The 18,549-nt window shown below is 70.2% G+C and carries 18 protein-coding genes; 7 read left to right on the top strand and 11 right to left on the bottom strand.

Annotation, left to right across the window (positions count from 1 at the left end; translation table 11 throughout):
• From O7614_RS09390 to O7614_RS09375, 4 genes are all read right to left on the bottom strand, one after another.
• Entirely contained in the window at nucleotides 1-570 is a 570-nt protein-coding gene (locus O7614_RS09390; protein WP_278138076.1) for a sigma-70 family RNA polymerase sigma factor, read from the bottom strand.
• A gap of 246 nt (nucleotides 571-816) precedes the next feature.
• Complete coding sequence (locus O7614_RS09385; protein WP_278138075.1) at nucleotides 817-999, bottom strand: hypothetical protein; 183 nt, start codon at nucleotides 997-999, stop codon at nucleotides 817-819.
• The gene (locus O7614_RS09380; RefSeq protein WP_278138074.1) at nucleotides 996-1,214 is read right to left on the bottom strand and encodes a hypothetical protein; all 219 of its coding nucleotides are present in this window, start codon (nucleotides 1,212-1,214) and stop codon (nucleotides 996-998) included. The genes O7614_RS09385 and O7614_RS09380 overlap by 4 nt, the downstream gene beginning before the upstream one ends.
• Complete coding sequence (locus tag O7614_RS09375) at nucleotides 1,211-1,390, bottom strand: hypothetical protein (RefSeq protein WP_278138073.1); 180 nt, start codon at nucleotides 1,388-1,390, stop codon at nucleotides 1,211-1,213. The genes O7614_RS09380 and O7614_RS09375 overlap by 4 nt, the downstream gene beginning before the upstream one ends.
• Nucleotides 1,391-1,695: 305 nt before the next feature.
• Between O7614_RS09375 and O7614_RS09370 the strand changes: the two genes are divergently transcribed.
• The 4 genes from O7614_RS09370 to O7614_RS09355 all read left to right on the top strand — a co-directional run bounded on the left by O7614_RS09370 (nucleotide 1,696) and on the right by O7614_RS09355 (nucleotide 3,927).
• A complete protein-coding gene (locus tag O7614_RS09370) occupies nucleotides 1,696-2,556 on the top strand; it encodes a DUF5753 domain-containing protein (RefSeq protein ID WP_278138072.1) in 861 nt (286 codons plus the stop codon).
• Between the two features lie 10 nt (nucleotides 2,557-2,566).
• Nucleotides 2,567-2,749, top strand: a complete 183-nt coding sequence (locus O7614_RS09365) for a DUF397 domain-containing protein (protein ID WP_278138071.1) — start codon at nucleotides 2,567-2,569, stop codon at nucleotides 2,747-2,749.
• Nucleotides 2,750-2,808: 59 nt separating this feature from the next.
• Entirely contained in the window at nucleotides 2,809-3,018 is a 210-nt protein-coding gene (locus tag O7614_RS09360) for a DNA-binding protein (protein WP_278138070.1), read from the top strand.
• A 339-nt stretch (nucleotides 3,019-3,357) separates the two neighbouring features.
• Nucleotides 3,358-3,927 carry a hypothetical protein gene (locus tag O7614_RS09355; RefSeq protein WP_278138069.1) on the top strand — a complete coding sequence of 190 codons (570 nt, stop codon included), beginning with the start codon at nucleotides 3,358-3,360 and terminating at the stop codon, nucleotides 3,925-3,927.
• 375 nt (nucleotides 3,928-4,302) lie between these two features.
• Here O7614_RS09355 and O7614_RS09350 read toward each other — a convergent pair whose 3' ends face one another.
• Complete coding sequence (locus tag O7614_RS09350) at nucleotides 4,303-7,206, bottom strand: vitamin B12-dependent ribonucleotide reductase (protein ID WP_278138068.1); 2,904 nt, start codon at nucleotides 7,204-7,206, stop codon at nucleotides 4,303-4,305.
• 34 nt (nucleotides 7,207-7,240) lie between these two features.
• On the bottom strand, nucleotides 7,241-7,741 hold the full coding sequence (gene nrdR / locus O7614_RS09345; RefSeq protein ID WP_278138067.1) for a transcriptional regulator NrdR: 501 nt from the start codon (nucleotides 7,739-7,741) through the stop codon (nucleotides 7,241-7,243).
• 537 nt (nucleotides 7,742-8,278) lie between these two features.
• Between nrdR and lexA the strand changes: the two genes are divergently transcribed.
• Nucleotides 8,279-9,064: a transcriptional repressor LexA gene (gene lexA, locus O7614_RS09340; RefSeq protein WP_179782671.1), complete on the top strand. Its 786-nt coding sequence runs from the start codon at nucleotides 8,279-8,281 to the stop codon at nucleotides 9,062-9,064.
• Nucleotides 9,065-9,140: 76 nt separating this feature from the next.
• Here lexA and O7614_RS09335 read toward each other — a convergent pair whose 3' ends face one another.
• Nucleotides 9,141-10,898, bottom strand: coding sequence for a hypothetical protein (locus O7614_RS09335; protein ID WP_278138065.1), 1,758 nt, complete (start codon nucleotides 10,896-10,898; stop codon nucleotides 9,141-9,143).
• Nucleotides 10,899-10,948: 50 nt separating this feature from the next.
• Nucleotides 10,949-12,403, bottom strand: coding sequence for a GTPase HflX (hflX, locus tag O7614_RS09330; protein WP_278138064.1), 1,455 nt, complete (start codon nucleotides 12,401-12,403; stop codon nucleotides 10,949-10,951).
• Between the two features lie 183 nt (nucleotides 12,404-12,586).
• Between hflX and O7614_RS09325 the strand changes: the two genes are divergently transcribed.
• Entirely contained in the window at nucleotides 12,587-14,053 is a 1,467-nt protein-coding gene (locus tag O7614_RS09325) for an NAD-dependent malic enzyme (RefSeq protein ID WP_278138063.1), read from the top strand.
• A gap of 168 nt (nucleotides 14,054-14,221) precedes the next feature.
• On the opposite strand, the gene dapF is transcribed toward O7614_RS09325, so the two are convergent.
• Genes dapF through O7614_RS09310 form a run of 3 tightly spaced genes read right to left on the bottom strand, consistent with a single transcriptional unit; the run spans nucleotide 14,222 to nucleotide 16,807 of the window.
• Nucleotides 14,222-15,067 carry a diaminopimelate epimerase gene (gene dapF / locus O7614_RS09320; protein ID WP_278138062.1) on the bottom strand — a complete coding sequence of 282 codons (846 nt, stop codon included), beginning with the start codon at nucleotides 15,065-15,067 and terminating at the stop codon, nucleotides 14,222-14,224.
• Nucleotides 15,068-15,074: 7 nt separating this feature from the next.
• On the bottom strand, nucleotides 15,075-15,998 hold the full coding sequence (gene miaA, locus O7614_RS09315; RefSeq protein WP_278138060.1) for a tRNA (adenosine(37)-N6)-dimethylallyltransferase MiaA: 924 nt from the start codon (nucleotides 15,996-15,998) through the stop codon (nucleotides 15,075-15,077).
• Nucleotides 15,995-16,807 carry a hypothetical protein gene (locus tag O7614_RS09310; RefSeq protein ID WP_278138059.1) on the bottom strand — a complete coding sequence of 271 codons (813 nt, stop codon included), beginning with the start codon at nucleotides 16,805-16,807 and terminating at the stop codon, nucleotides 15,995-15,997. The genes miaA and O7614_RS09310 overlap by 4 nt, the downstream gene beginning before the upstream one ends.
• A 150-nt stretch (nucleotides 16,808-16,957) precedes the next feature.
• Here O7614_RS09310 and O7614_RS09305 point away from each other — a divergent pair, with 150 nt between their 5' ends.
• Nucleotides 16,958-18,166 carry a DUF349 domain-containing protein gene (locus tag O7614_RS09305; RefSeq protein ID WP_278138058.1) on the top strand — a complete coding sequence of 403 codons (1,209 nt, stop codon included), beginning with the start codon at nucleotides 16,958-16,960 and terminating at the stop codon, nucleotides 18,164-18,166.
• The last annotated feature ends 383 nt before the right edge of the window (nucleotides 18,167-18,549 follow it).

Raw genomic sequence — 18,549 nt, 5'->3', positions numbered from 1 at the left:
TCAGGCGAGGGTGGTAACCGGGCGGGCGAGCACGGCGCGGACGACGCGGCGGGCACGATGCAGGCGGACCCGAGCGGCGACCGGTGACATCCCGAGCACCGTCGCCGCCTCCGCGACGGTGAGGCCGTCCACGGCGACGAGTTCGACAAGCGTTCGGGTGCCTTCGGGTAGCTCGCTCAACGCCCGATGGGTGCGGCGGGCCGCCGACTCGGCGTCGATCCGCTCCTCGATGCGGGCGATGTCATCGGGCCCCAGGTCCCGTCGTCCAGCCAGGCGGCCGGTCACCCGCAGCCGTTGGGCCGCCCGACGCCGCTCGTCACCGATGACGTTGCGGGCCACCCCGTACAGCCAGCCGATCTGGCTACCCCGCTCCGGCCGGTAGCCGGCCGCCGACTCGATCACCGCCAGGAACACGTCGGCGGTCAGGTCGGCGGCGAGGTGCGGATCGTCGACCCGTCGTGCCACGAACCGGCCCACCGCCTCCAGGTGCCGCCGGTAGAAGACCTCGAAGGCCACCGGATCGGCTCCGATGCCGGAGATGTCATCATCGGCTCGGCTCGGCTCACTCACAGGCCGTCCTCCCTCGTAGCCGTCACACCTCTTCTTCGTCAGGCGGAGCGCAAGTGTTACCGGACCATCCGGCACGAGCAGCGGCGAGGAGGCCCGGCCCTCTGACGGCGGACGGTCGAGTCGGCGGTGTCGGTCCGACCACCGTCGCGATGCTGTTCCGCAACGCCGTACGCGCCGCCGATAGCCCGGTTCGCCGCCATCGCCACGATCGCTTAATGCTGAGCAGTCGTAGCGGCTCGTCCACAACTACTCAGCATGAAGTGATCTTGCCGGCTTCCTGCGACTGGAGATCTCCTCCAGGTGCTGGAGCTGGTGCTGCCGGACCATCTCGTTCCAGACCTCCTGGTCGTAGTCCGGATCCGGCGGGATCCACTTGTGCGAGTTGTCGCTGTAGTGGAACCGCTCGTCGCCCGGCCGGATCAGGCTCACCGGACCCAGCCCAGGAAGCGTCGGTGCAGCAGCCCGGCGGGCACCCAGGTCAAATCCTCGGCCGCCCAGACCAGGTAGGAGCCCATGTAGAGGGCCAACGACACGGGTGTGCCCTCGAACTCGGCGCGAAGCTCGGTGCGCCGGGTCCGGCAGGGCCAGGGCGCATCGCAGCCGCCGCAGGTCCACACCGGAAGGACCGGGCCGTGCGTGGTCACGGCAGACCATCCAGGAAGCGCCGAGTGGCCGACCGGGCGTGCCAGCGGGCCGCCCATTCCGCCTGATAACAGGGGTACGGGGACAGCCGCGCCCACCACCAGCGACAGCCCGCGCAGAGGCCGTCGACGCCGGGCAGGTGCACGGACAAGATTCGTCCGACCTGATCCTCGGTCACTCCTGCTCCTCCCCTGGCCAGTGGCCGCGCCGAATCGGGATGCGGTGCCGGGCTCGGCACGGCAGGTCGGCCCCACATCGGCAGACCCACCGCCACCGCTGCTACGACCAGACCGGTCGATGCCGCCGAGCCAGAGTCAGCGCCACCGCCAGCAGGTAGTCGTCGTACGGCACATGCGATCCCATGAGACCCCAAACTTGGACTCCTATTTTGGAAGTACAACCACGTTAAAGTTGGGCTCCTATTTTGGGAACCTCTACGCGGCGTGTCGTGGGATCCAGCTAGAGCCACGCCATAATCAGCCGGTGGTGAACCCGACGATCCAGCGACGACGCCTCGGCCTTGCGCTCAAACGCGCCCGTGAAGGTGCAGGCAAGACGCAGGACGAGGCGGCCGCCGTCATCGACGCGGCAGCAAGCAAGATCAGCAGGGTCGAGCTTGGACAGTCTGGCATCAAGCTCACCGACCTGAACCTGCTACTCGACCTCTATGGGGTCCGGGGCGATGACGCCGAGCCGCTACGCGACCTTGCACGAGCAGGGCGACAACGCGGGCGCTGGAGCACGTACCGAAACGCCGTGCCGGACTGGTTCCGCCAGTACCTGGACCTCGAAGGTGACGCGTCAGAGATCCGCTGGTACCAGCCAGAGGTCATCCCAGGAGTCCTTCAGGTCGAGCCCTACATCCGCGCCATGAACGCGATCGCCCACCCACGCCCGCCCACCGATGAGGTCGACCGGCAGGTTGCCGTGCGCTTGGAACGGCAGTCGATTCTGCGGCAGGACGACGGGCCTGACCTGAGCTTCATCCTCAGCGAGTCGGCGCTGCGCCGAAGCATCGGTGACGCGACGACGATGCGCAATCAGCTCCTGCACCTGGCAGAGGTGAGCGAGCAGCCCAACGTCACCCTTCAAGTGTTTCCGTTCAACGCACAGACCTATGAGACGGCATCGTTCAGCTTCATCATCCTGCGCTTCGGGGACGACGCCGCATCAGACGTGATCTACGTCGAGACGTTCACCGACGCCGACTACCTTGACCGGCCTGACGCCGTACGGGCCTACACTCGACTGTGGGACCGACTCCGGGCAGCCGCTCTCGGGCCGGTAGAGTCGCGCAAGCTCATCCTGAGGATGGCGGACGACGTGGAGCGGCAACAGACCTGAGAGAGTGATCATGGAGACTTCGGATCGCCTGGTCTGGCGCAAGTCGAGCTACAGCGACAACAACGGCGGCGCTTGTGTCGAGGTTGCCGAGCTGGACACGAGCATCGTGGTGCGCGACAGCAAGGACCCCAACGGGTCGACCCTTCGCTTCACAAAAGGCGCATGGACGGGGTTCGTACGTAGCATCCGGTAGTCCCCCATCGCAAGCAGACCGGCCCCGGGCGCAACCCAACGCGCACCTACGATCAGGCTGTGAAGCGACCGCGCTTGTACGGGCCTGGCGAGTCGGCCGCCCTGTTCAACGTGTCGCGGCAGCGGGTACTCCAGAGCACCCGCCGACCCGGCTTCCCTGAACCGATGGCCCGCCTGATCGGGACGACCATCTGGGACGCGGACGAGGTTTACGAGTGGGCCAAGCACCACCGACCACCACGCCCGACCGAGGGCGACGAAGACCACTGACCCGGCGCTTCACCGCACACCTGCTTGCAGGAAGCCGACCGTGGACCCGGCGGCGGGGCTCGGGCGGCGAACCTACGAAACCCGAGCCCAACCGCCCAACGCGGTGGCATCCAGGTTCCCGCAGCGGAGTGAGCCGTCGCGGCGAAATCCCCACCGCCGTGCCTTATCAGCTACGAACCCTGGTAGTCAGTCGAAGCCCGGCACCACCAACGTGTTGCCGGCTGCATTGAACGGCAGGCGCGCGACCAGAACCGCCAGCAGCACCCACGTCTTACATAAGACTCTCGCTTCTTGAGCAAGTCATCGATAACATGTAGAAGACTTCGAGTAGGAGGACCAGTGATTGCTGTAAACATTCGACGCTCGGGCGACGACGCGTCCACGCCGGAGCAGGTGCGAGAGGCGGCCTCTGGCGACTGGGTGTTGAGCAGCCGGACGCTCGACATGCATGGCGACGTCCTGCTCGCCGTGCGGAACGGGCGCGTCCGTGGGGTGTTCGACATTCTGGGCTGGGAGCCGGTCGACGGCGGCCGGATCCGATTCGACCTGCGTGAGTCCGATGAGTATTCCTGGCTGGTGGGAGGAGAAAGCCCCGTGAAATGGAAGCAGGGCCAGAGCAACCCCGTCGTCTACCTCAACACCGACGACGTCAGCGAGAAGGCCCCGAGCGGCTCCGTAGCCCAAGTGGTCCGGCCGCGTCGCGGCGTCCACCGCATCGTCATCGAGACTCGTGGGCTCTCCGACGACCAGGCGGCCCAACTACACCACACGCTGATCACCGTCGCGGGAATGACTGGAGCGCTGCACAACTACCGGGCCACCTCGCTCGTGCGGGAGATGGCAGCCGCGCAAGAGACCTTGTCGTACGACTATCGATCGGCGAACAGCCCGAAGAAAATCGCGGACTGAGGCAAGCAACGGGCGGGCCGCCGCGATCGTTGGCATTCACCGCTACACGCTTTCCGAGCCACCGCCCTGAGAGCCTGGAATGGCACTGCCCGGACCTGGTAGCGAGAGGCCGGGGCAGTCCCGACGCCGGCGTCAGCCGTACTTGACCGACGCCCGGGTGCCTTTGGCTCCGGAATTTGCTCCGATGCGCGTGTCCCGCTGCGGTAGCCGGCTATCCGGGGAGGATCGCCGAAGGTCGACTCGCGTTTCATGATGTCGGGGTATCCCGACGAGGCGAGGTTCATACCCCGGTTTCAAGGAAACCGAGTCGATCAGTAGGCGGAACGCCGCGAGCGCGGCAGGTGCCCCTGCCGCGCTCGCTAGCGTTCGCGTACGTCAGCTGCAGCCGCTGGTGGAGCCGCAGCCCTCGCAGACGTAGCAGCTACCGGCGGGACGCATCTTCGTACCGCAGGTGAAGCAGAGCGGTGCGTCGGCGGCCTTGCCGATCACGGCCTCCAGCAGTTCGGTGCTGGAACCCACGCTCGGTGCCGGCTTGGCGGCGGCCACGTCGGCCATCTCCTGCGCCGGCTGCGCGACCGCCTCCGACTTGGCCGGGGTCTCCACCGGTGCGGACGACGCCATCGCGGTGAGTTCGACGCCGGTCGCGGCGGCCTCCGCGTCGGCCTCGGCCCGCAGCTGGGCGGCCCGCTCCGAAGCGGTGAAGATGCCCAGCTCGGCGCGGCGCTCGTAGGGCAGGAAGTCCAGCGCCAGGCGACGGAAGATGTAGTCCATCACCGAGGCGGCCATCCGCACGTCCGGGTCGTCGGTCATACCGGCCGGCTCGAAGCGCATGTTGGTGAACTTGCTGACGAACGTCTCCAGCGGCACGCCGTACTGCAGACCGATGCTGATGGCCACCGAGAAGGCATCCATCACCCCGGCCAGGGTCGAGCCCTGCTTGGACATCTTCAGGAAGACCTCACCGAGGCCGTCGTCCGGGTAGGACGACGCGGTGAGGTAGCCCTCGGCGCCACCGACGGAGAAGCTGACCGTCTCGGACGTGCGCTTCTTCGGCAGGCGCTTGCGCACCGGCCGGTACTCGATGACCTTCTCCACGGCGGCCGGCGCGGCGGCTGCGGCGTCGGCGGCGGCCGACTCGGTGGCCTTGTTGTTCTTGGCGACCGAGAGCGGCTGACCGACCTTGCAGTTGTCGCGGTAGATCGCGAGGGCCTTGAGGCCGAGCTTCCAGCCCTCGAAGTAGATCTTCTCGACGTCCTCGACGGTGGCCGCCTCCGGCATGTTGACCGTCTTGGAGATGGCGCCGGACACGAACGGCTGGATCGCCGCCATCATCCGCACGTGACCCATCGGGGCGATCGACCGCTCCCCCATCGCGCAGTCGAAGACCGCGTAGTGCTCCGGCTTGAGGCCGGGGGCGTCGACCACGTGGCCGTGGTCGGCGATGTGCTCGACGATCGCCTCGACCTGCTCCTCGGGGTAGCCGAGGGTACGCAGCGCGCGCGGCACCGTCTGGTTGACGATCTGCATCGAGCCGCCGCCGACCAGCTTCTTGAACTTGACCAGCGCCAGGTCCGGCTCCACGCCGGTCGTGTCGCAGTCCATCATGAAGCCGATGGTGCCGGTCGGGGCGAGGACGCTCGCCTGCGAGTTACGCCAACCGAACTTGTCACCGATCTTGTTGCCCTGGGTCCACTGCTTGGTCGCCTCGCGGACGATCGCGGTGGCCACCGGGCTGGTCGGCTTGATCTCGTCGTTCGCGGCAGCGTGCTTGCGCATGACCCGCTTGTGCGGCTCGGCGTTGCGGGCGTAGCCGTCGTACGGGCCGACGACGCCGGCCAGCTCGGCCGAGCGGCGGTACGCGGTGCCGGTCATCAGGGAGGTGATCGCCGCGGCGACCGAGCGGCCCTGGTCCGAGTCGTACGGCTGGCCGGTGGCCATCAGCAGGGCGCCCAGGTTGGCGTAGCCGATGCCGAGCTGCCGGTAGGCGCGGGTGGTCTCACCGATCTTCTCGGTCGGGAAGTCGGCGAAGCAGATCGAGATGTCCATCGCGGTGATGACGAACTCGACGGACTTGACGAACTTCTCCACCTCGAAGCCACCGTCGGCGCGGAGGAACTTCATCAGGTTCAGCGAGGCCAGGTTGCACGAGGAGTTGTCCAGGTGCAGGTACTCCGAGCACGGGTTCGACGCGGTGATCCGCCCGGTCTCCGGGCAGGTGTGCCAGTCGTTGATCGTGTCGTCGTACTGCAGGCCCGGGTCGGCGCACTCCCACGCGGCCTGGGAGATGGTGCGGAACAGCTTCTTGGCGTCCACGGTGTCGACCACCGAGCCGTCCAGCCGGCCACGCAGGTCGAAGCCCTTGCCGTTCTCCACCGCCGACATGAACTCGTCGGAGACCCGGACCGAGTTGTTGGCGTTCTGGTACTGCACGCTGACGATGTCGGAGCCGCCGAGGTCCATGTCGAACCCGGCGTCCCGCAGCGCGCGGATCTTGTCCTCCTCGCGCGCCTTGGTCGCCACGAACTCCTCGATGTCCGGGTGGTCCACGTCGAGGATGACCATCTTGGCCGCGCGCCGGGTGGCGCCACCGGACTTGATGGTGCCGGCCGAGGCGTCCGCGCCGCGCATGAAGCTGACCGGGCCGGAGGCGGTGCCGCCGGAGGAGAGCAGCTCCTTCGAGGAACGGATCCGGGAGAGGTTGACCCCGGCCCCCGAGCCGCCCTGGAAGATCCGCCCCTCCTCCTTGTACCAGTCCAGGATGGAGTCCATCGAGTCGTCGACGGCCAGGATGAAGCAGGCGCTGACCTGCTGCGGCGACGGGGTGCCGACGTTGAACCAGACCGGCGAGTTGAAGCTGAACACCTGGTGCAGCAGCATCCAGGTCAGCTCGTGATCGAAGATCTCGGCGTCCGCCGGGCTGGCGAAGTAGCCGTACTCCTCACCCGCCGTGCGGTAGGTGGTGACCACCCGGTCGATCAACTGCTTGAGCGACCACTCCCGCTCCGGGGTCCCCACCGCGCCCCGGAAGTACTTCGTGGTGACGATGTTGGCCGCGTTGACGCTCCACGCCTGCGGGAACTCGACCCCCCGCTGCTCGAAGTTGATCGAGCCGTCCCGCCAGTTCGTCATCACGACGTCGCGGCGCTCCCAGCTGACCTCGTCGTACGGGTGGACCCCCTCGGTCGTCCACACCCGCTCGATCTTCAGCCCTGCGCCTGCCTTGTTCCGTGAACGGCTAGTTGTCACGCCGTCGCCCCCCTCGTCTGCGCGGTGCCCCACCGCGCGTCCTGATCTCTCGAAAAACTGTGAAGACTCAGCTGGTACGGCCGGCGGCCTCGACCGCATCGGCCCGGCTCTGCTCCCGGGCGCGCGCTGCGGCCCGCAACGTCTCGATCTCGCGCTCGAAGTCGGCGAGCGAGTCGAAGGAGCGGTAGACGCTGGCGAACCGCAGGTAGGCGATCTCGTCCAGGTCGCGCAGCGGGCCCAGGATCGCCAGGCCCACCTCGTGGCTGGGGATCTCGGCGGCCCCCTTGGCCCGGACGGTCTCCTCCACCCGCTGCGCGAGCAGCGCGAGCGAGTCGTCGTCGACCGGCCGGCCCTGGCACGCCTTGCGCACCCCGCCGATGATCTTCGTGCGACTGAACGGCTCGGTCACACCGCTGCGCTTGACGACCGCGAGGACCGCCTCCTCGACGGTGGTGAACCGCTTGCCGCACTCCGGGCAGGACCGCCTCCGTCGAATGAGTTGGCCGTCGTCGGCCTCCCGCGAGTCGACCACCCGGGAGTCAGCGTGCCGGCAGTACGGACACCGCATCGCCCACCTCCAATAAATGATCAACTGCGCCCACACCGGGCACCCCGGGCACGGCTCGACGCGACGGTGCCACCCTCGGATGACGCCCGCCGTGCTCGACCTTACGGGAGTGCGGTCGGTAGTCGGACCCAACCTGTAGGCAACTTACGCCCGTGTCACTACTACATCTAGGGGTCGACCGTATGTCGCTGGTGGAGCCGGGTCAAGTTGGCCGGCGTGTCCGGCGCGTCACGGACCATCCGGTCATCCGCCACCATCAGCACGCCCGAAGACCCAACGCCGAGCCCTCGCCCGAGTTACCGGCCAGCAGGCCAGACCGACCCGGAAAACGGCCGAGGATCGAACACCAGTGCTACCTGACGTACCATTTATCAGAACATCCGTACGACCAGAGCAGTTTTTCACCCCGACACGCCGGTGAGAGGTCGTACAGATGTTTGAAAATGACCGATCTCACCTATACGGTCATGAACAACGTGGCACCCCGCACGCACCACGAGCCGACGAGGCACCCAGCGCCGACCAGGGAGGACGGACGTGACCGAGGACCGGGCAAGCCGGCCGAAGAGCCCGCAGCAGATCACCGAGGCGGGCCCGCCGGCCACCCGACGTCGCAGCGCCGCGCGCAGCCGGACGGGTCAGCCCGCCGTGCGCCAGGTCACGCCGGTGGTCAGCGCCTTCCCCGACCCGGCGACGATCGACCTGACCGCCCGCCAGCGTCGCATCCTGGAGTTCATCCGCACCTGGGTGGAGCGGCACGGCTACCCGCCGAGCGTCCGCGAGATCGGCGAGGCCGTCGGCCTGGTGTCGCCGTCCAGCGTCGCCTACCAACTCAAGGAGCTGGAGAAGAAGGGCTTCCTGCGCCGCGACCCCAACCGGCCGCGCGCAGTCGACGTCCGCGCTCCCAGCGAGGCCATCGACGACGAGTTGTCCCGGGCACAGCGGCCAACCCCGGCGTACGTGCCGATGCTCGGCCGGATCGCCGCCGGTGGTCCCATCCTCGCCGAGCAGGCCGTGGAGGACATCTTCCCGCTCCCACGCGAGCTGGTGGGCGAGGGCGAGGTGTTCATGCTCCAGGTCAAGGGCGACTCGATGCTCGACGCGGCGATCTGCGACGGCGACTGGGTCGTCGTCCGGCAACAGCCGACCGCCGACTCCGGCGAGATCGTGGCCGCCATGCTCGACGGCGAGGCGACAGTGAAGACCTACCGACGGCGCGACGGGCACGTCTGGCTGATGCCACAGAACCCGGCCTTCGACCCGATCCCCGGCGACGACGCCACCATCATGGGCCGGGTCGTGGCGGTGCTGCGCCGAATCTGACCGATCGGCGGGTGGGGCGCACGTGGTGCCCCACCCGCAGCCGTCGTCCAGGGGCGGGTGGGCACACCTACAGCCCTCAGTAGCGATCGCCCCGATAGCCGCGACCGCCCCCGGGATACTGCCCGTACGGATCGACAGGTGCGTCGTCGTCCCGCCGACGGCCGGGCCGCTGCCCCCGCTGGTCGGGCTCCGGTCCGCCGCGCCGGGGCGGTTCCGCGCGACCGGCGCCGGGCTGGCCGTCGCCGTACACCCCGCCGCCAGGCCGACCGCCCCCGCCCTGCGGACGACCTCCGGTGCCCTGAGGGCGACCACCGGTGCCCTGGGGGCGGCCGCCGGCGCCAGCACCCTGCGGACGACCACCACCGGCGCCCTGGGGGCGACCACCACCACCCTGCGGACGACCGCCGGCACCGGCCGGAGTGCGTCCGCCTCCGTAGACGCCGTTGCCGCCGTCCGACCGTGCCGCACCGTAGCCACCGTCGGCTGCTGCCGGGCGGGCACCGCCGTACACGGCACCACCTGCCGGTGCCGCGCCGCCGCGACCTGGGACACCGCCACGGCCCGGGGCACCGCCGTAGACCGCGCCGCCCGCCGCCGCGCCGCCACCGTAGACGCCGCCCTTACGGTCGGCAGACGCTCGCGAACCGTCGGCGGAACGACCCGCGCGCGGGTCGAGCGGCTCACCATCCGGGTCCGACGGGTCCGAGTCGTCAGCAGCCGGCGGTCGGCGACGGGCCCGGACGATGCCGACGATGCCGGCGCCGACCAGCAGCAGACCGATCAACCCGACCGCGCCGACCAGGTACGTGATGTCGTCGAAGCTCAGCCCGTCCGTCCAGGACTTCGACGCGGCCGGCTTGGCAGCCGACCCGCCGCCCGGTGCCTGTGGCACAGCGGTCGAGGTGGACGGTGTGTAGGCGAGGATGTCGAGTGGATCGTCCTCCCCGAACCGGGTGGCATCGGAGACGGTGAGGAACGACTTCCCGTCCGGGGTGTAGCTGATGGCCTCGCCGAACGGGTCCGCCAACGGCGTTACCCGGGGCTTGCCGGTGCTGAGCGCGCCGACGATGTCACCACCGCTCACGTCGAACTCGAAAGCGTCCGCGTAGGTGCGCAGGACCACCCGGGAACCGTCCGGCGACCGGGCCGCGCCGGTGATGGCGATCCGGCCGAACGTGTTGAGCGGGTTCTCCGTCTGCGTCTTCGGCAGGGCGATCTCGCCGGCCTTGCGCATCGGCACCGGTTCGGTGTCGCCGCTCTTCAGCGCCGCCGTCGGGGTGTAGATCTCGGCCTTGCCGCTGGTCACCTTCGTGATGATCAGCGGCTTGCCGTCGTCGCCGATGAGCAACGCCTCGGCGTCGTGCGGCTTCGCCTCGGGATAGGCCAACCGGTGCAACGTCGGCTGCTTGGCGCCGCTGGCCGGCATCGACCAGAGCGCGACGCGGGTGCGGCGGGTCTTCGAGTCGGCGTTGTCACCGATGTCGGCGATCCAGAGGGTCTTGCCGTCCTTGGAGAGCGCGAGGTCCTCGGTGTCGGCCGGGCCCTGCCCCGAGTAGCGGACCGGCTCCTTGGAGATCTTGCACTTGCTGTCGAGGAAGAAGATCCGCTTGCGTGCCGCGTTCTCGGTGCCGTCGTTGATGACGATGTAGCCGCTCGTGGTCGCGACCAGTCCCGACAGCTCCCGCAGGCGCTCGTCCACGATCGTGCACCGCTTCTGGCCCGGAGCGACGGCGGGCGACCCGGGAGCGGGAGCCGCCACAGCGACTCCGCTGAGCGCCACGGTTGCCCCGAGCAGGCCGAGGGCAACCGTGACCGAGGAAACAACGCGGCGCATTCGGCCAGTGTCGCATGCCGCGCGTTTCCGGTGGATGACGCCGTGGCCGCTCAGGACCGGACGCCAGCCGCCTGACTCTCGCGCTGGACCTCGTAGGGCGCCAGCTCCGCGGCCAACTCCGCGCCGACCCGGACGTGCAGCAGCGTGCCCTCCGGCAGGTGCGACGTGCTGAGCACGTCACCCGTGCGGTGCACCCGTGCCACCAGGTCGCCCCGGTCGTACGGAAGCACGGCCCGGACCTCCACGGCGGGGCGCGGCAGTCGCTCCTCGATGGCCGCGCGCAGCCCGTCGATGCCCCGGCCGGAGTGCGCGGACACGAAGATCGCGTCCGGCCAGAGCCGCTTGAGCCGCAGCAGGGTGTCCTCGTCGGCCGCGTCGGTCTTGTTGACCACCAACAGCTCGGGAAGCCGGTCGGCGCTGACCTCGGCGAGCACCGCGTGGACCGCCCGGACCTGCTCCTCCGGATCCGGATGGGTGCCGTCGACGACGTGCACCAACAGGTCTGCCTCCGCGACCTCCTCCAGCGTCGAGCGGAACGCCTCGACGATCTGGTGCGGCAGGTGCCGGACGAAACCGACGGTGTCGGAGAGGGTGTAGAGCCGTCCGTCCGAGGCGGTGGCCTTGCGGGTGGTCGGGTCCAACGTCGCGAACAGCGCGTTCTCCACCAGCACACCAGCCCCGGTCAACCGGTTGAGCAGGCTGGACTTGCCGGCGTTGGTGTAACCCGCGATGGCCACGGCGGGGACGGAGTTGCGGGTGCGTCGGGCGCGCTTGGTGACACGGACCGTCCGCATGCTCTTGATCTCGCGCCGCAGTCGGGAGATGCGGTGGCGGATGCGCCGCCGGTCGGTCTCCAGCTTGGTCTCACCGGGACCACGCACACCCACACCGCCACCGGCGCCGCCACCGCGGCCGGAACCACCGGTCTGCCGGGAGAGCGTCTCACCCCAACCACGCAGCCGGGGCAGCAGGTATTCGAGCTGGGCCAGCTCGACCTGCGCCTTACCTTCCTTGCTCTTGGCGTGCTGGGCGAAGATGTCCAGGATCAGCGCCGTCCGGTCGACGACCTTGACCTTGGTGCGCTGCTCCAGGTTGCGCAGCTGCGACGGGGACAGCTCACCGTCGCAGATGACCGTGTCGGCGCCGGTGGAGAGCACCACCGCGCCGAGGTCGTCGACCTTGCCGCGACCGATGTAGGTGGCCGGGTCGGGTCGGCTACGGCGCTGGATGAGCCCTTCGAGCACCTGCGAGCCGGCGGTCTCGGCCAGCGCGGCAAGCTCGGTCAGCGAGTTTTCCGCGTCGGTCACCGTGCCTTCGGTCCAGACGCCCACCAGGACGACCCGCTCCAGCCGCAGCTGGCGGTATTCCACCTCGGTGACGTCGGTGAGCTCGGTTGACAGGCCCGGGACGCGTCGGAGGGACTGCCGCTCCGACAGCTCCATCTCGCCGGTGGTGACGTCGTCGAGCTCGTCCTCGACTCCGACGAAGCTCTCCTGGTCTCGCAAGCGGTTCTCCTGTCCGTTTTGATAAGTAGAACGTAATCCTGACATGACACAACGCCGAACGCACCTGCTATATGCCCATGGTGAAGGTCGCCAAAAGAGGGGCCGAATGCTGGTCGGACTCGACAACCCGGTAGAAATGCGGACGGCGGCCGACCGGCCGCACAGCCGTGACGGAGGGATCCCGTGGCCATCACCCGACTGCCGAGCGCCGGATTTTCGATCACCATCCGGATCGCCGTGACCGCGGACGCCTCCTCGATCGGGCGGCTCACCACCTCCGTCGGCGAGGCCGGGGCGATCGTCACGGCGTTGGACGTGGTGGACTCGGACCCGACCAACGTGATCGTGGACCTGACCTGCGACACCGCCGACGCCAGCCACGCCGACCAGGTGGTCGACGCGCTGACCGCGCTGGACGGCGTGGACGTGCGCAAGGTGTCGGACCGGACCTTTCTCCTGCACCTGGGCGGCAAGATCGAGGTCACGTCGAAGGTCGCGCTGCGCAACCGCGACGAGCTCTCCCGGGCGTACACCCCGGGGGTGGCCCGGGTCTGCATGGCGATCGCCGAGAACCCGGCGGACGCCCGGCGGCTGACCATCAAGCGCAACACCGTCGCGGTGGTCAGTGACGGCTCGGCGGTGCTCGGCCTGGGCAACCTGGGACCGGCCGCGTCGCTGCCGGTGATGGAGGGCAAGGCGGCGCTGTTCAAGCGCTTCGGTGGGGTGGATGCCTGGCCGGTGGTGCTGGACACCCAGGACACCGACGAGATCGTGCAGATCGTCAAGGCCATCGCGCCGGCCTACGGCGGGATCAACCTGGAGGACATCGCCGCGCCGCGCTGCTTCGAGATCGAGGCCCGGCTGCGCGAGGCGCTGGACATCCCGGTCTTCCACGACGACCAGCACGGCACCGCGATCTGCGTGCTGGCGGCGCTGACCAACGCGCTGCGCGTGGTGGGCAAGCAGCTCTCGGACGTCCGGGTGGTGGTTTCCGGGGCCGGCGCGGCCGGGACCGCGATCATGAAGCTGCTGCTGCGTCAGGGCGTCGGCGACATCATCGCGTACGACCGGCAGGGCGCCCTGCACCGCGGGCTGACCGGGCTCAACTCGGCGTGGCAGTGGCTGGCGGAGAACACCAACAAGGAGAACTACTCGGGTGACCTGCCGGGTGCGATCCAGGGTGCCGACGTGTTCATCGGCGTGAGCGCGCCGAACCTGCTCACCGGCGACGACATCGCCCAGATGGCGAAGGACGCGATCGTCTTCGCCCTCGCCAACCCGGACCCGGAGGTCGACCCGCGGGAGGCGCGCAAGCACGCCGCGGTGGTCGCCACCGGTCGCTCGGACCAGCCGAACCAGATCAACAACGTGCTCGCCTTCCCCGGGGTGTTCCGCGGCATGCTCGACGCACACGCCGAGGAGTTCACCGAGGAGATGGCGATCGCGGCCGCCCAGGCCATCGCCGACGTGGTGGGCGAAGACAAGATCAACCCGACGGTGATCGTGCCGAGCGTCTTCGACTCCCGGGTCGCCCCGGCGGTCGCCGCCGCCGTCCGCGCCGCCGCGAACAACCCGAGCCCGCGGCCGGCCGCCGACCCCGGCCCGGCAGACCTTCCGGAGATCGCGGCCAACGCCAGCGCGACCCCGTAACGCCCCGCCCCCCGGCCCCCTCCGCCCCCCGGCCCCGGCCCCCCGGCCCCCGCCGCTCGGTCGATCATGAAGTTATTGCCGCGACACGCCGACGCGAGTGGCAATTACTTCATGGTCAACACCGCGCACCCCCTGGGGGTGCGCGGCGCACCCCCAGGGGGTGGGGTGTTAGGGGAGCAGGGCGGCCGGGTCGACCTCGCCGGTCGCCACCAGGACGGCCGGGCCGGACAGCCAGCAGGAATCCGCCGTCACGGTGACCGTGAGGCGGCCACCGGGGACGTCCACTGCCACCACGCCGGTGTCGCGGCCGGCGTCGCGCAGGGCCACCGCACCCACCGCGCAGGCGCCGGTGCCGCAGGACAGGGTCTCGGCGCTGCCGCGCTCGTAGACCCGCATCAGCGTGTGCCCGTCGGTGCCGTCGACCGGGTCGCCGGCCACGATGAACTCCACGTTCACGCCGCTCGGGAAGACCGTCGGGTCGAACCCGGGAGCTCTGGTCAGGTCTAGCGCCGACAACTCCACACCGGCGGGCAGGACACAGACCAAGTGCGGGTTGCCGACCTCCACCACCGCACCGGTCAGGGTCAGTCCGCCGAGGGTGGCGGCCGACTCGTCGTACACCCGGGGTCGGCGCATCTCGACGGACACGGCGTCGCCCTCGACCAGCGCGCGCACGACGCCGGCCCGGGTGGCCACCGGCAGCGCCGCGCCGGCGGGCGTCGCCAGGCCGGTGTCGAGCAGGTACCGCACGAAGACCCGGGCGCCGTTGCCGCACATCTCGGCGAACGAACCGTCAGCGTTCCAGTAGTCCATGAACCACTCGGCCTCGCCGGCCAGCCCCGCGCCGTCCGGGTGCTTGGCCGCGCGGACCACCCGCAGCACGCCGTCCGCGCCGATGCCCCGCCGCCGGTCGCAGAGCGCCGCGACCAGCTCCGGGGTCAGGTCGAACTGACCGTCCGGGTCGGGAAGGAGGACGAAGTCGTTGCCGGTGCCGTGGCCCTTGGTGAACTCCACGCACCCATCATCGCGCAGCGGCCGGCACCAGGCGCAGGGCGGCCCCGATCAGGTCCGGCTCCGTCGAGTCCAGCCAGTGGATCCGCGGGTCCCGCCGGAACCAGGACCGCTGCCGGCGGACGAAGCGCCGGGTCGCCCGAACCGTCTCGTCGTGCGCCTGCGACTCGGTCAGCTCACCGGCGAGCATCCGCAACACCTGCTGGTAGCCGAGCGCCCGGCTCGCCGTCCTCCCCTGCGGCAACCCGCGCCCGACCAGCTCACGGGTCTCCGGCACCAGGCCGTCGGCCCACATCCGGTCGACCCGCAGCGCGATCCGCTCGTCCAGCAGCCCGGTGTCCAGGTCGACGCCGACCTGCACCGACGGGTAGTACGGCGTGGGCTGCGGCAGCGAGGCCGTGAACGGCGCTCCGGTGAGCTCGATCACCTCCAGGGCCCGCACGATCCGGCGGCCGTTGCCGGGCAGGATGCCCTCGGCGGCGACCGGGTCGGCGGCGCGCAGCCGCGCGTACAACGGCGCCGGGCCCACCTCGGCCAACTCCCGTTCCAGCCGCTCCCGCAGCGCCGCGTCGGTGCCGGGGAACTCGAAACGCTCCAGCACCGCCCGCACGTACAGCCCGGACCCACCGACCAGCAGCGGCACCCGCCCCCGGGACAGGATGTCGTCCACCGCCGTGCGGGCCAGCCGCTGGTACTCCGCGACGCTCGCCGGCTCGGTGACCTCCCAGATGTCCAGCAGGTGATGCGGCACCCCGTCCCGCTCGGCGACTGTCAGCTTGGCGGTGCCGATGTCCATGCCCCGGTAGAGCTGCATCGAGTCGGCGTTGACCACCTCCCCGTCCAGGGCGTGCGCCAACGCGATGCTCAGCGCCGACTTGCCCGCCGCCGTCGGGCCCACCACCGCGACGACAGTGCCGACTCCGCCGCTGGTCACACCCGCTCCCAGGACGCCACGAAGTAGGCGACGCCGTAGGGGGCCGCGTCGTGCAGCAGCTCGCCGCGCCAGCCGCCGTCCGCCGCCCGGGCCGCGCCGGCCAGCACCTGCCAGGGCGCGCGCCCGGCGGCCTTCAGCTCCGCCGACAGCACCGGGTCCAGGTCGAGCAGGACGTCCAGGTCCGCCTCGGCCAGCGCCGTCGCAACCCGCTGGTCGTACGGGAGGGCACGCGGGTCGTCGTACCCGGGTGATTTCTCTCCCCGACACGCCGACCCGTCCCCGAGCACCAGCAACGCCACCCGCTCGCCCGTAGTGGTGATCTCGTCGGCGAGCGCCGCCAGCTCGGCCGGGCCCGCGTCAGCGGCCACCTGCACGGCGGCCACCGGCGGCACGTTGGTCTGGGGTGCGGTGGTCCGGGGTGCGCTGGCCGGGGGTGGCGCCTCGTGGCGGGCCAGCAACCACGCGCCGATGGTCAGGCTCAACGGCAGCACCGCACCCCGGTCGGGCTGGCCGGGGACCAGCGGCACGTCCAGGTCGACACCCCAGGGCTGTAGGGAGCCGGTAGCCGGAGTGCGGATCGGACCCGTCACCGGGCCGGTACCGAGCAGCACCACGCTGTCCGCGCCGACGGCCAGCAACCGGCGTACCGCGGTGTCGCAGGCCGCCCGAAGGTCGTTCAACTCCGCAGCCGCGGAGCCGGCAACCTCGGGCACGAGCAGGGGCGGATGCGGGCAGACAGCGGCGGCGACCAGTGGCACCCGTTCACCGTAGCGGGAATCCCCGGTGCGTCTCCGCGCCGATCCGGTCATTCGGCCCCTAGGACACCGTATGGTCACGGTCGGCGATAGGCGCTCGACGCGGACCGGGTGAGACCTGTGACAATGCCGGAAGTAACTTGGCTGCGCCGTGGCGGCGACGGGGGTTCGTTCCCTCGACGCCGGGAGAACGAGGATGGGCACATGAGCGACTGGACTGCCTTCGGACGGGTGGACGCGGACGGCACCGTGTACGTCAAGACCACCGACGGCGAGCGGGTGGTCGGATCCTGGCAGGCGGGTGCGCCGGAGGAAGGGTTGGCACACTTCGCGCGCCGCTTCGCCGATCTGGTCACCGAGGTGGACCTGACCGAAGCACGACTCAAGTCGGGTGCGGCGGATGCCGGGCACTCGTTGAGCACGATCCGGCGGATCCGCACCACGCTGCCCGAGGCCAACGTGGTCGGCGACATCGACGCCCTGACCGCTCGTCTGGACAAGCTGGCGACGCTCGCCGAGGAGAAGGCCGGCGAGGCCCGCGCCGCCCGGGACGCCGCTCGCGGCGAGGCCCTGGCCCGCAAGACCGCGCTGGTCGAGGAGGCCGAGAAGCTCGCGGCCGAGTCCACCGGCTGGAAGACCGCCGGGGACCGGCTCAAGGAGATCCTCGACGAGTGGAAGACCATCCGGGGGGTCGACAAGAAGGCCGACGGTGAGCTGTGGAAGCGGTTCGCCGCCGCCCGGGACGGCTTCACCCGCCGCCGTGGTGCCCACTTCGCCTCCCTGGACTCGCAGCGCAAGCAGGCGCAGACCGCCAAGGAGGAGTTGGTCCTGCAGGCGGAGAAGCTCCAGGACTCCACCGACTGGGCTGCCACCGCCAACCAGCTCAAGGACCTGATGACCCAGTGGAAGGCCGCGCCGCGCGCCTCCAAGGAGGCCGAGCAGAAGCTGTGGGAACGGTTCCGGGGTGCACAGGACGCATTCTTCAGCCGGCGCAGTGAGGTCTTCTCCGCCCGGGACAACGAGCAGCGCGGCAACCTGGAGCGCAAGCAGGCTCTGCTCGCCGAGGCCGAGGCGTTGGACATCGACGCCGACCCGAAGGGCGCCCAGGCCAAGCTGCGAGAGATCCAGGCACAGTGGCACGAGGCCGGCCGCGTCCCCCGGGAGGCAGCGGCCGGGCTGGAGCGCCGGCTGCGCGCCATCGACGACAAGGTCCGCGACGTGATGGACTCGGCGTGGCGCCGCACCACCAAGGAGGACAACCCGCTGCTCGCCCAGATGCGGGCGCAGGTGGCCGAGGCCGAGGACCGGCTGGCCCGGGCGCAGAGCGCCGGGGACGCCCGCCGGATCAAGGAGGCCGAGCAGGCCCTCGCCTCCAAGCGGCAGTTCCTCCAGCTCGCCGAGCAGGCCGGCTGAGCTGACGACGTCCGGAGCCCCCGGTCCCGCGCGGGACCGGGGGCTCCCGCGTGTCCGCGTGTCCGCGCCCCGCACCCGCGCCCCGCACCCCGCGCCCCGCGCCCCGCGCCCCGCGCCCCGCGCCCCGCGCCAAGATCCGAGCAACTTCCCGGATGTTGCTGCCTCCGACACCACGCGGCAGACAGCAACTTCCCTGATCTTGCGCGGATCTTGACGATGGTTGCCGTGCCCGGCCGTCGGGGTGGAGGTTGCGGCCCTCGCGGTCGTCACGGTCGTGCTCGATCCAGGATGTAGTGGGTACGGACCGCTCGAGAGGCCACTACATCCAGGATCGAGCGTGATCATGGGGCGACGCGGGGTGTAACCGTGCCGCGGGCAGCGCG

This window comes from Micromonospora sp. WMMD961 (assembly GCF_029626145.1).
Lineage (GTDB): Bacteria > Actinomycetota > Actinomycetes > Mycobacteriales > Micromonosporaceae > Micromonospora.
The sequence above is the reverse complement of the archived record's forward strand: the minus strand, read 5'-3'. Positions and strand labels throughout refer to the sequence as shown.

Coding starts and splice junctions, on each gene's coding strand:
- O7614_RS09365 (WP_278138071.1), top strand. CDS start 2,567: ATGGAGACTTCGGATCGCCTGGTCTGGCGCAAGTCGAGCTACAGCGAC.
- nrdR (WP_278138067.1), bottom strand. CDS start 7,741: ATGCGGTGTCCGTACTGCCGGCACGCTGACTCCCGGGTGGTCGACTCG.
- O7614_RS09335 (WP_278138065.1), bottom strand. CDS start 10,898: ATGCGCCGCGTTGTTTCCTCGGTCACGGTTGCCCTCGGCCTGCTCGGG.
- O7614_RS09310 (WP_278138059.1), bottom strand. CDS start 16,807: ATGACCGGATCGGCGCGGAGACGCACCGGGGATTCCCGCTACGGTGAA.
- O7614_RS09305 (WP_278138058.1), top strand. CDS start 16,958: ATGAGCGACTGGACTGCCTTCGGACGGGTGGACGCGGACGGCACCGTG.